We start from the raw sequence: 12,022 nt of genomic DNA, 5'->3' as shown, positions 1-12,022 counted from the left end.
GGTGGTGAGTTTTTTGCCCCCCCAATTACCCCCACCCCGGGGGTGGGTGGCCCCCCCCCCCCCCCGCCGGGGGGGGGGGCCCCCCCCCCCACCCCCCCCACCCCCCCCCCCCCCCCCCCCCCCCCCCCCCCCACTCCTACAGGGGTTATGTGTTGAGCTTGAGGGCTTTCTGCACCGCACCATCAACGCTCAAGCCGCTGAGGATCACACCGTTGGCCGACACTTCGGGCAATGCCTCCAGCACCACCAACGCCCCATGTTTGAGCCGCGCCAGAATCAGCCGCTTGTCCTCCTGATGCACCCGCAGGAAAAACTCTTGCATCGCCTCAATGCTGGTGCCATCCAGATCCGGAGTTTCCTCCAGACTCAAAATCACTGTGTGCACAGGCGCATCCGAATGCCGAATCAAGCGTAACGCCGCGCCGAGGATCCGCTCGACATTGGCAAAGAACAACGCCTCGCCCGGCCGGACGATCAACACGCCCGGCTCGCCGATTGCCGTCGGATGGCGCTGTTGATCGACAAAGTCATGCCCGCCATCAATTCGCCCCAGCACCTGAATGTCCGCCGACGACATCTGCTTGAGCATCAGCAAGACACTGATCGCCACCGCCACCAGCAAACCGTCGAGCACACCGAGCACCAGCACCGCCGCCACCGCGCACAGCACCAGCACGCGGTCGCGACGCCAGATGAAATAACGCCCCAATGGCTGCAGACTCAAACCGCGCCCCAACGCGTGCATGACAATCGCCGCCAATACCGGCTCAGGGGTCAAAGCGATCCACGGCAACACGGTCAGCACGATGATCAGCACCACCAACGCAGCCACCCCGCCAGCCCAACGTGATGTGGCACCCGCCGCCTCATTCGCCGATGTCGCCGAATACCCCGCCCCCGCCGGCATGCCATGGAACAACCCGGACAACAGGTTTGACGCGCCCAGCGCCAGCAAATCGCGGTTGGACGTCACACGGTCACCATGTTTGAGCGCGTATGAACTGATCGAGCCGTAAGATTCCGCGTACAGAATCATCACCAGCGCAAACCCCACCTCCCCCAACCGCAACCAGTCGGCGAACGGCAGCACCGGCAGATTGGGGACTTCCAGGCTGAGGTCGATCATGCCGATCATCTTCACACCGTACGCCGGCAGGTTCAGCCATTGGCCGGCGGCGATGCCGATCACCACCACCAGCAAACCACCGGGCAATCGTGGCAACCGCGAAAACGCCACCAACAGCATCAATGCCACTGCCGCAACAGCCGCTGCCGGCCAGTTCCACTGCGGCAACTGTTCAAGTAATTGCGGGGCGAAGCGCACCAGATTGGCGTCGGTCAGGTGCACGCCGACCACACTGGCGACCTGCTTGAGAATGATCGTCAGCGCCAGGCCGAAGGCAAACCCGCGCAACACCGGTTTGGCAATGAACGCCGTGACGCTGCCCAGACGAAAGATCCCGGCCAGCACAAACAGCGCACCCGTGACCAATACCAGACCGACCGCCAACGTCGCGCGCAACTGCGGATCACCATTGGCCAGCGTCGCCGTGGCTGCCGCCAGTACGGCTGCGGAAGATGACGTCGCCGAAACAATGGCAAAACGACTGGTACCGAACAGCCCATAACAGAGCAACCCGGCAAACAGGGCGATCACCCCGGCCTGCGGCGCCAGCGCGGCGATGGTCGAATAGGCTACGGCTTCGGGCAGCAACAGCCCGGCAATCGACAGACCGGCGAGTACATCCCGCCAGCGATTGGGTGATTCAACAGGTTGTGGGGCGCTCGACAATCCACTGTCTCCAGACGAAAAAAACCGCTGTGCGCATCACGCACAGCGGCCACTGTAGCTGAGTATCCGAGGCTTTGGCTTAAGCCGTCAGCGAATAAATCAACGCCGAAATCGCCACCAGACCCACGGCGGTGACAAACACGTTCGACGCCTGGCCACGATAACGCGCCATCGCCGGCACCTTACGGATGGCGTACATCGGCATCAGGAACAGGATCGCCGCGATCACCGGGCCACCGATGGTCTCGATCATGCCGAGAATGCTCGGGTTCCAGGTTGCCACGATCCAGCAGATCACCAGCATGAACGCCGCCACAATGCGATCCAGTGCCTTGGCGCCCGGACGCTTGCCGCTTTTGATGATCAAGCCTTTCAGGCCTTCGCTGGCACCAATGTAGTGACCGAGGAATGACTTCGAGATCGCCACGAACGCAATCAACGGCGCCGCGAACTCGATAGTCGGATTGTTGAAGTGGTTGGCCAGGTACGACAGGATCGACAGGTTCTGAGCCTTGGCTTCAGCCAGTTGCTCCGGTGACAGGGTCAGCACGCAACTGAAGACGAAGAACAGCACCATCACCACCATCAACAGATGGGCACGGCAGAGGATCTGCGAGCTGCGCTGGTCGGCGTTAACGCCGTAACGACGCTTCTGATCCACCGCAAACGCCGAAATGATCGGCGAGTGGTTGAACGAGAACACCATCACCGGAATGGCCAGCCACAAGGTGTGCAGCAGCGCCGATGGCGCCGGCACTTGCGAAGCGGTGGCGAGGATGCCGCCGTTCCAGTGCGGAATCAGGTACACGGCGAGGAACAGCAGCGCAACGATGAATGGATACACCATCAGGCTCATCGCTTTGACGATCGCCTGCTCGCCGCAACGTACCACCGCCAGCAGACCGAGGATCAGCACGAACGACAGAATCACCCGCGGTGGTGGCGTGATGTGCAGTTGATGTTCGAGGAAACTGGCGACCGTGTTGGTCAGGCCGACGCTATAGATCAGCAGGATCGGGAAGATCGCGAAGAAGTACAGCAAGGTGATCAGCGCACCGGCCTTAATGCCGAAATGCTCCTCGACCACGTCAGTGATGTCGGCGCCTTCGCGACCGGACAGCACAAAACGGGTCAGGCCTCGGTGTGCGAAGAACGTCATCGGGAATGCCAGCAGCGCGAGGATCACCAGCGGCCAGAAGCCACCCAGCCCTGCGTTGATCGGCAAAAACAGGGTACCGGCGCCGATGGCCGTCCCGAACAGTCCCAACATCCAGGTGGTGTCCTGGCGATTCCAGCTCGAAAGTTCAGCGGGTGCTGCTGCATCAAAGCGTTGGTCGACGCTTTTGGCCTGATCATTCATCCGGTCGGATCTCCGCATTCCGGTCACTTGCCACTCGGTCAGGACGCGTCGGAAAAAACCGACAGACATGCTCCGGCCGAAACAGGGGCGCGATTCTCCGCGATAAATGAGCAGAAGCAAAGACTTAGCTGAGGAATGGTTGTGCGGAGCAGATGAGCGAGGTGTCGTTTTTGGGAAAATTGCTGTCGGCACAAGGTATGTACAGTGTCGTTTTTTGATAAGAGCCAACGCCGACGACGAGCAAAACGTAATTAGATTGAACGCATGACTATCAATCCGATTGTGAGGAACGCCAGGCCAAACAAAAAACCGAGACTGAACCTGAACAGTTCCGACCGAATTTCCGCTGGGGAGAGGCCTTGTATTTCGTCGGCAAGTTCGGCGTCCTCTCGATACAGCCGCTCAATTCTGGCTACGCGTTCTTCCAGGGTCATGATAATTCTCCTCAGCGGGTTAATTTAGAACTTCACCAAAAGGCTTAATACGGCAGCAAGCGCGGTTAAAACCCCAGTACCTACCGCGACGGGATACCAGAACTTTTCTCGCTTGAACTTGCTTTCCTCCGCCATGAGCTTAAGTCTCTCGACAACAAGTTTGCGTATTTCATTTTGTAGCCTCTCAAGTTCCAGATTTTCGCGATCATTCTGAAGCATGCGCCTTCCTTGGCTGTTGGCAGTCACTGCCCGGACTACTTTGTATCCTCATGATTTCCTATTCATCCCGAGCCAGATAGCGGATGAATCCGGCGGTTTTGTAGGCAGAATCCGGGAATCAGGTAGGCTGCCTCGTACACCCCCCCTGCCCCTTCGCGGGCAAGCCAGCTCCCACAAGGATTTGGGATCTGGTCACGATTGTTTGAACACCGCATGACCTGTGGGAGCTGGCTTGCCAGCGAAAGCATCCGTTCAAACACCCGATTCTCCAAATCTGGCCCAAATGGTCTAGCGTGTATAAGTCCCCTGCCCCCCCGTGGAGTCTTTGCTCATGCCCCTCGTTCGTGTCGAACTGAAAAAACGCACCGATCCCAGCTTCGCCAAACGCGTCGGCGAGCAGATCTATGCCGCCATGCGCAGCACGATCAATGTCCCGGAGCACGATAACTTCCAGATCCTCAACGAACACGACGGCGAGCATTTCATCTTCGATCCGCAATACCTGGGTATCCAGCGCAGCGACCAACTGATAATTATCCAGATCACCCTCAACGAAGGCCGAACGCTGGAGGCAAAAAAAGCCCTGTATCTGACCATCGCGCAGAGCTTGAACACGCAACTGGGCGTTCGCCTCGAAGACGTGTTCATCAATCTGGTGGAAGTGAAAAAAGAAAACTGGTCGTTTGGCAACGGCATCGCCCAATACGCCGGTTGACAGCCCGTGGACGCCGCCAGCATGATCGGCCCCATGAACCTTCGCGCGCTGCACCTCACCCGCACCACCACGACCGCCACCGGCGGGTCGTGGTGTTTGTGCGTGAGGTAAACTCAGCGCAGCAAACCCAAGGCCCCGCCAGCAATGGACGGGGCCTTGTTGTTTCTCCCGTCCGTGCGGCTGCTTTTGTCACTCAAGGAGAAACACATGTCCGCAGCACTGTTGATCATCGATATGCAGGTCGGTCTGTTCCACGGCCCGGAAAAACCCCACGACGGCGAACGCGTTCTCGCCAACATCCAGCAGTTGATCGCCAGGGCGCGCCAACAACACGTGCCCGTCTTCGCCGTGCGCCACACCGGACCCGAAGGCTCACCAATTGCTGCGGGCAGTCCATTCTGGCAACTGTTGCCGGCCCTTGAGCTGCACGCGGACACCGATCTGCTGTTCGACAAATCCAGACCCAACGCCTTTCACAAGACAGATCTTGCGCAGCAACTCAACACCAAAAATATCGATGAGCTCTACCTCGTCGGCATGAAAACTCAGTTCTGCATCGACAGCACTTGCCGCGCCGCTGCCGACCTTGGCTTCAAACCTGTACTGGTGGCCGACGCCCACACTTGCATGGACACTCCCGCGCTGCCAGCGCAGGCCATCATCGAACACCACAACGCCACCCTCGGCGGCGCGTTCGCCCGGTTGATCAACAGTGCCGATGTAACGTTCTGACGAAGCACCCGCGCATGCCCCGTTTCAGCTCCTACACTGGCTGATACGGGGCAACAGCCACCATTGCCAAACCGCTCTGGAATCAGCACTCTGAACCGACTTTCGCAACCAACCCCACCGACGATCACAGGAGCCGCGCAATGCCCGCAACCGTTCTGGTACTGGTTGAAACCATCAATGATTACTTGCCGATTCTCGAACATCAGGGCTTTCACCTGATCCTCGCCCCGACGCCCGCCGAACGTGCGCAAGCGATCGCCAGCCAGGGCGCGCGCATCGACGCGGTGTTGACCCGAGGTCCCTTGGGCCTGACCGCCGACGAAATCGCCGCCCTGCCCGCGCTGAAAATCATCACCGTGATCGGTGCCGGTTACGAACAGGTCGACCTGCAAGCCGCCAGTGATCGCGGGATCACCGTGACCAACGGCGCCGGGGTCAACGCCTCGTCCGTGGCTGATCATGCGATGGCCATGCTGCTGGCGCTGGTGCGTGACATTCCGCGCTGCGACGCCGCCGTGCGGCGTGGCGAATGGCCGAAAATCATGCGTCCATCACTGGCCGGCAAGCGTTTGGGCATTCTCGGTCTCGGTGCGGTGGGCCTGGCGATTGCCAAGCGCGCGAACCTCGGTTTTGACATGGACATCAGCTATCACAGCCGCCAGGTCCGCAGTGACGTGCCTTACGTGTTCTGCTCGACCCCGACCGAACTGGCGCGGGCGTCGGACTTTCTCATCGTCGCCACGCCGGGCGGGATCGGCACCCAGCATCTGGTGACGCGGGCGGTGCTCGATGCACTGGGGCCGAATGGTTTCATCGTCAATATCGCCCGGGCCAGTGTGATCGCCACGGCGGACTTGATCACCGCACTCGAACAACGACGCATTGCCGGTGCCGCGCTGGATGTGTTCGACCATGAGCCGCAAGTGCCGGAAGCGTTGAAAACCCTGAGCAATGTGTTGCTCACGCCGCATGTCGCCGGTCTATCACCGGAAGCCACCCAAGGCACCGTGGAACTGGTGGGGAAAAACCTCGTGGCGTTCTTCTCCGGACAACCGGTGCTTACGCCGATCCAGTTGCCGCCGAGGGTCAACAACCAGCGCGTGCACTAAAGCACGCCAAGCAACGTCCACAGGCGCCGCGATTCAGCGTCGGCACTGATCAACTCGCCGAGCAGTTCGCTCAGCGGTTTGTTGCCCCACTCGACCCCGCGCCGGATCAGATACGGCACCGGGCTGTGCGGCTCGGTGCGTGCGAGGTATTCGGCGATCAGCAGCAATTGCCGGTACGCTTCTTCGCGACTGGCCGGCTCACGAAACACCTGTGCAACTGGCGCGGGTTCTTCTGATTGCGCGACGGCCACGGGCGCTTCGACCAGCGGCGGTGGCGGCGCCGGTTGTTGTGGGTGCATGGCGATAAACTCCTGAACCAGGGTCAGCAGCGCTTGGATGGTGTCCTGCAAGGCGCGCAGCCCCGGGGCCTGATCGCCCAGATAGGCATTGCTCCAGTTATCCAGCCGTTGCAGGTGTTGCAGGCTTAGCAGCAGATTGCCCTGCGTACGCAGCCAGAACGCCAGCGGCGTGGCGCGGATCTGCTCGTTGAGTTTCTTCTGTTCGTTACGCGCGGTTTCCGCTGAGGTCTTGGCGTTCTTGCTGTCGTTGGCTTGCACCTGTTGAACCTGCAAACGCCGCCAGACTTCCAGGGTATAGGCCTCGAAATCGCTGTTGCGGCTGCCGAACAAAGGCACTCGGGTAAGCAGCACTTCACTGTAGCGACGCACCAGCCATTCCAGCGGAATCACCCGCCACGACTGGTCGCCGTCCTCGGCCTGCGGATGCAACTGCTCGGGAAAGCGCTCGCACAAACCGGCGATCAACGCCAGGCTGCCGGGCAAGCCGTCCAGCGCTTGCAGATGCAGCCACGCTTCACCGAGCCAGGCGCTGAGCATCAGGTCCTTGCTGCGTTCCAGCAATAACGTGGTGGTGAGTTTTTCGACGTCCGGCCAGTTCGCCCGCTTGAGTGTCGATTGCCAGACCCCGGTTGGCAGACTGGCGTCGTCCTCACGGCGCAGGTCGCGCAACTGGTCGAACTCGCGTTCATAACGCAGATCGACGCCACACGGCGCATCCGCGCTGATCGGCGCGAGCAACTGATCAATCAGGTCCGGTAACGAGGTCGATGGCAGGCTCACAGATTCTCCTTTTGGGCTTCAAGCGCAGCCGTGGTGCCGGTCACCTGAAACGGCGAACGCGGCGCGCGGGTCGGCAACGGTGCAATCGACAGTGGCAGTTTCGAGCCTTGGCTCATCAGCGACAGGCGCACGAACATTCGTGTGAAGTCACTGGTGACGCTGTCGCTCGACGCCGTCACCGGCAGACGCAAGGTCAGCGGGAACTCGGTGTAATCCATGCTCGGCTGACGCTGTACCGAGAAGTGCGCACGCATCAGGCGCAGCAACGACCACGGCCCGCCGTACTCCCAACCAGCCTCCAGATCCCGCACCACCAGGTTCGGTTGCAGTGGATCGTTGACCGGCCGCTCTTTGCCGTTGCGCGCCCAGCGCAGGGTCAGGCGGATAGGCTGGCCGACCATCCAGCGCAGGTTCGGCTGTTCGGCGGGGACCGGATAGTTGATTTGCTGACTGCCGGCGAGCAGGCCCCAGGCAATCACCTGATCGGCGCCCTTCTCATCGTCGCGATCAGTGCGCCAACGCACGTCCAGTTCGACGCCGAGGATGCCGCTCTTGTCGCGCACGAGCAGTGGCGTCAACCAGGTACTGGCCTGCTTCAAACGATTGAGAAAATCTTCTGCCGCGAGGCGTTCCGGGGTCTGGCTGAGGACCAGTCCGGCTTGCGCCACCGGCAGGCGTTTATCGATGATTTCGAGAAAATGCTGAACCCGCGCCGGATCGGCATCTTGCGCCTGCACGCCGTTGGCGAAAGGAAAACGATCGGCCAGGTATTGATTGAAATAGTTGGCCAGTTCATTCCATGCCGCTGCGGCCTGTTGTTGCTGCAAGAACTGGCAACGCTGCATGGCCGACTGTTGCAGCTCGACCGCGCGCATCGCCAGGGTTCCACGCCCGCCCGCAACATTGGCGGTCTGCAACACCTGCACGCACGACGCGGTGTCCATGTCGACAAAATCACGACTAACCAGTTGCTCGATCTGCGCCGGCGAACTGGCCGGGTTGGAGTCCTTGTACTTGAGCAGTTCATCATTGAGCGCACCGAACTGCGTCACACGCTCGTAATCCAGCGCCGACAGATTGCCCTGCTGCGTCATCAGCCACTGTAACGCCGACTGACGCCGCTCGGTGATGCCGAGCATGGTGTTGAACTGCTGCTTGAGGCTCAGCTTCAAGTCCTGCACATCACTGGCACCGTACAGTTGCAGACCGAGATTTTTCGAGCCGTCCCACTGGCTGATTTCGGCTCGCCCGCCGAACAGCGGCTGCGCGGTAATTTCATCGAGGCCACCGACAATCTGCGCCATCGCCCGACGGTTCAACGCACCTTGCAGGCGCGCCGCCAGATCATTGCGATGCACCTCGACGAAGGCCTTTTGCAAGGCCATGGCTTGTTCGGCCTGAACATTGAACACCGCGTAAGGATGAGTCTGATCGTTGTGATCCTTGAGGCTCAGCCACATTGCCTGAGCGGCGGCGGCTTCAGCCGTTTGCAGCAGCGCCTCGCGATAGGCCGGCGGGATGCGCGGCAACTCTTCGGCGACATAGCTTTTATAGCTGGTGAAGTAATTCAGTGAGGTGTTGAGATCATCGCCATCCACGGTCTGGCCCTGGAGGTTGACGTTGTCTTGGTCGGCGCGCAGGGCGACCGAGACGAAGTCACGCTTGAACAGCGCCTGCACGGCATTGTTGAGCTTGACCACTTGTTCCTGCAGCGCCAGTTGCCCACTGCCCTGCTGCACCAACAGGTTGCCGCGTGAGCCGACTTGCGCGATCCATTGATCACGAAAGCTTTGCTGCAACTTGCTCGCCTGTTGATCCAGTTGTTGCTCGACCGCCGGGCCGAGCAAGGTGCTTTTGCGCACCTTGTCGAGAAACTCGCGATAACCCGGCACCAGCTCCTGGCCCTTGCCGCGACTCCACGTGGAATTGGTCAGGGCAATCGCTGCTTGCAGATCATCGATCAGCGCGCGCAAGTCTTCGAGTTCTCGCAGGCTGTTGCCGCTGCCGACCTCCAGTTGCTCCAGGTGCAATTTGAGATAACCGGCCTTGCTGACGAAGTTGTCGGCGAGGAAATACTGGTCGAGCCAGCGCTCCATCAGCCCGGAGAAGTTGCTCTCGATCAACGGCCGGTCAACGCTCAGGTCCAGCGCCTGCAAGTCGCTGCCGTCGCCCGACACCAGCAAACGGTTGTAGAACCCCGCGTGAGGCAAGGTGCCGGCGTTGAGGTTGAGCGACAGCGCGTTGTTGCTCAGTTGCACCAGGTCATCCAGCGGCACGCGTGGGTTGTTCTGCACCTGATTGAACAACTGGTTTTGCTGCTCCAGGCGCAATGCGCGATCCACCAGATCGGTTGCCTTCTGATAGTTCTGCCACTGCGCCGGGTCTTCGCTCTCGACGCTGCTGCGCCGATCCGTCGCGCGGATCGCTTTGATCTTGTTCAGTTCACCGGCCAGCAATTCATGCAGCGGCACCAACATATGCCGCTGGGTAGACTGGAACAGCTCCTGCTGCAAACGGCTATCCAGTGACGAGAACCACGAAGTCGGAAACACCAGCGAGACATAATCCCAACGCGGTGCGCGCTCCAGCACCCGCCAGAAACTCTGCACATTGCGCCGGGTCGGCTCGACTCGATGCGCCTCATCGGTGACCGCCACGTAGCTCTTCTGCGCACTCTGCATCAGCCGCGCCAGCTCATGGGCATCCTTGACCGACTGATTCCACACCCACAACATCGCCACCGCCCAGACCACGCCAACCACCAGCGCTACGCCAGCGGTGATCCGCTGCCAGCGCTGACGCAAACGCAACAGGCGCGGAACGCCTTGGGCCAGACCGCGCTCGCCGACCAGGCGCTGGCGCCACAACTGGCGCACGAACACGCTTTGCTGCAGTCCGCTGTCGTCGGCGGAAAAACCATCCCTGGCATCTTCCGACGCCTGGCTGGCACTGAAATACACACCGCGAAAGCACGGCGCTTCACCCTGCGCATTACCCTGAAACACTGGTTCCAGCACGCTCTGCAAACCACGGCGCAGGGTTTCCAGACGTTCCGGCAAGGCATACAGATCCGCGCTCAAATGCCCGGAAAGAGTACCGACTTCAATCACCGCTTCGGCCACGGCGCGGTGAATCCGATCCAGCGCCTGATCGCTCCACTGCCCTTGCCAAACGGCGTCGCGCGCGTAGGGCGACGACCAGCCCAAGGTGCGTTCGCGGGCCTCGTCGGGCAAAGCGCTGATCAGCTCCTGAAACCCCGGCAACTCTTCCAGACCGGTAACGATCACGTACACCGGTACGCTCAAACCGAAGCGTTGCAGCAGATCGATAAAACGCCGGCGTGCCGCCAGACCGAGGCTCGCGGCTTGTTCGAGATTGCTCAGGCGACTCACCGGCACGGTCCAGATCACCCCGTCCAGCGGCCGTTTACTGCGCAGACGCAAGATCAAGCCGAGCAGGCGCCACCAGCCGCCGCGCTGCAAATGCATGCCGTCGTCCGGCAGGAACAATGCCTGCGGCACCACCAACACCGCGCCTTCGGGATCCGACCACCAGCGGCCGAACCACGCCGGTTTGTCGGTCGGCTGCAAGCGCCAATCAGTGACCAGTTGCGTACCCTGAGATTCGTCGCCGAGCATCAGCAGCCACGGCATCTGATAGCGATCGCGACTGCCCTGCTCCTGTTCCATGTGCCGTACCGACGCGTAAAAACTGCGGATCGCCGCGCCGCTCTGGGTGCGCAGCCACCACACCGCCACGGCGATGATCACCAGCAACAACAGCAACGCGAAGACCCACGCGACAATCGTCAGGGTGCTCATGAGTCTTGCTCCGCGGGCGTCACCGAATCGGTCATTTGCAGCACCGGTTCCAACTCGGAGCGAATGTCACGCCAGAGAAACTGGCCGAGCCCGGTCAACACCAGCACCATCGCCAGAATCCCCAACGCCAGACGAAAACCGTCCGGCAGAGCCGTACGTACTGGCAACTGCAACGGCGTGCCCAACGAGGGCTGCACCAGTCGCTGACTGACGCCTTCATAAGAGGCCTCGTCCTGCCAGGCGAAATTGAACAGCGCCAGTCGCCACTTCTCCAGTTGCGCCTGACTATGCTCACCGCGCAGACGCCCGTGAAAACCGAGAATCAGGCACTGCAAATACACGTTGGCGAGATCGCGGGTGGTCGGTTGCTGTTCATCGAGCAGGGTTTGAATTGCCGCCGGCACTTGCTCGCCGGCCTGTCGACTGGAATACAAACGCGACTCCAGCGGTTTGTCTTGCCATGCAGCCTGCCCCGGCCATGGCGTAAACAGGAGGGTCTCATCGACCAGCGCGACGAAGGCATACACCAGAGCCTTGACCTGATCGGTCGCCGAGTCGCCGACCCGCGAATACGCGGTGCGCCACAAACGTTGCGAAGCCTGAGTCGACAGTTCGACCACGGTCTCGACCAGCGCCGCTTCGTCCTCGCTGTCCTTGGGCAACTGCGTCCAGTCCTGTTGCCATTGCTGCCACGTCTGGCGGAACGCGCTGCTCAACGGTGCGTCCTGCAACCCCAGGCCGGCGACACTTCCTTGCGACAT

Annotated in this window: 10 protein-coding genes; 3 read left to right on the top strand and 7 right to left on the bottom strand. The window is 60.9% G+C overall.

What is annotated here, in order from left to right; genetic code table 11:
* Positions 1 to 145: 145 nt before the first annotated feature.
* The 4 genes from ACIOWE_RS15445 to ACIOWE_RS15430 all read right to left on the bottom strand — a co-directional run bounded on the left by ACIOWE_RS15445 (position 146) and on the right by ACIOWE_RS15430 (position 3,805).
* Entirely contained in the window at positions 146 to 1,792 is a 1,647-nt protein-coding gene (locus ACIOWE_RS15445; protein ID WP_401392858.1) for a SulP family inorganic anion transporter, read from the bottom strand.
* Positions 1,793 to 1,871: 79 nt separating this feature from the next.
* Positions 1,872 to 3,152 (bottom strand): HAAAP family serine/threonine permease, encoded by a 1,281-nt coding sequence (locus ACIOWE_RS15440; RefSeq protein ID WP_401392855.1) that lies wholly within the window; start codon positions 3,150 to 3,152, stop codon positions 1,872 to 1,874.
* A gap of 251 nt (positions 3,153 to 3,403) precedes the next feature.
* Positions 3,404 to 3,586, bottom strand: coding sequence for a hypothetical protein (locus tag ACIOWE_RS15435; protein WP_201233782.1), 183 nt, complete (start codon positions 3,584 to 3,586; stop codon positions 3,404 to 3,406).
* A gap of 24 nt (positions 3,587 to 3,610) precedes the next feature.
* Positions 3,611 to 3,805 (bottom strand): hypothetical protein, encoded by a 195-nt coding sequence (locus ACIOWE_RS15430; RefSeq protein WP_201233783.1) that lies wholly within the window; start codon positions 3,803 to 3,805, stop codon positions 3,611 to 3,613.
* A 331-nt stretch (positions 3,806 to 4,136) separates the two neighbouring features.
* On the opposite strand from ACIOWE_RS15430, the gene ACIOWE_RS15425 reads away from it, so the two are divergent.
* The 3 genes from ACIOWE_RS15425 (at position 4,137) to ACIOWE_RS15415 (ending at position 6,361) form a co-directional block, all read left to right on the top strand.
* Positions 4,137 to 4,520: a tautomerase family protein gene (locus ACIOWE_RS15425; RefSeq protein ID WP_401392852.1), complete on the top strand. Its 384-nt coding sequence runs from the start codon at positions 4,137 to 4,139 to the stop codon at positions 4,518 to 4,520.
* Positions 4,521 to 4,727: 207 nt separating this feature from the next.
* Positions 4,728 to 5,252, top strand: a complete 525-nt coding sequence (locus ACIOWE_RS15420; RefSeq protein WP_401392850.1) for a cysteine hydrolase family protein — start codon at positions 4,728 to 4,730, stop codon at positions 5,250 to 5,252.
* 140 nt (positions 5,253 to 5,392) lie between these two features.
* The gene (locus ACIOWE_RS15415) at positions 5,393 to 6,361 is read left to right on the top strand and encodes a 2-hydroxyacid dehydrogenase (protein WP_401392847.1); all 969 of its coding nucleotides are present in this window, start codon (positions 5,393 to 5,395) and stop codon (positions 6,359 to 6,361) included.
* Here the strand turns inward: ACIOWE_RS15415 and tssA are convergent.
* The 3 genes from tssA to ACIOWE_RS15400 are packed head-to-tail and all read right to left on the bottom strand — an operon-like array spanning position 6,358 to position 12,022.
* Positions 6,358 to 7,440 (bottom strand): type VI secretion system protein TssA, encoded by a 1,083-nt coding sequence (tssA, locus tag ACIOWE_RS15410; RefSeq protein ID WP_401392844.1) that lies wholly within the window; start codon positions 7,438 to 7,440, stop codon positions 6,358 to 6,360. The genes ACIOWE_RS15415 and tssA overlap by 4 nt on opposite strands.
* The gene (locus ACIOWE_RS15405; protein ID WP_401392841.1) at positions 7,437 to 11,261 is read right to left on the bottom strand and encodes a type VI secretion system protein; all 3,825 of its coding nucleotides are present in this window, start codon (positions 11,259 to 11,261) and stop codon (positions 7,437 to 7,439) included. The genes tssA and ACIOWE_RS15405 overlap by 4 nt, the downstream gene beginning before the upstream one ends.
* Positions 11,258 to 12,022 (bottom strand): DotU/TssL family secretion system protein, encoded by a 765-nt coding sequence (locus tag ACIOWE_RS15400; protein WP_201233789.1) that lies wholly within the window; start codon positions 12,020 to 12,022, stop codon positions 11,258 to 11,260. The genes ACIOWE_RS15405 and ACIOWE_RS15400 overlap by 4 nt, the downstream gene beginning before the upstream one ends.

Source organism: Pseudomonas sp. NPDC087598 (assembly GCF_044743525.1).
Lineage (GTDB): Bacteria > Pseudomonadota > Gammaproteobacteria > Pseudomonadales > Pseudomonadaceae > Aquipseudomonas.
This window is presented reverse-complemented; position numbering and strand designations above follow the sequence as displayed.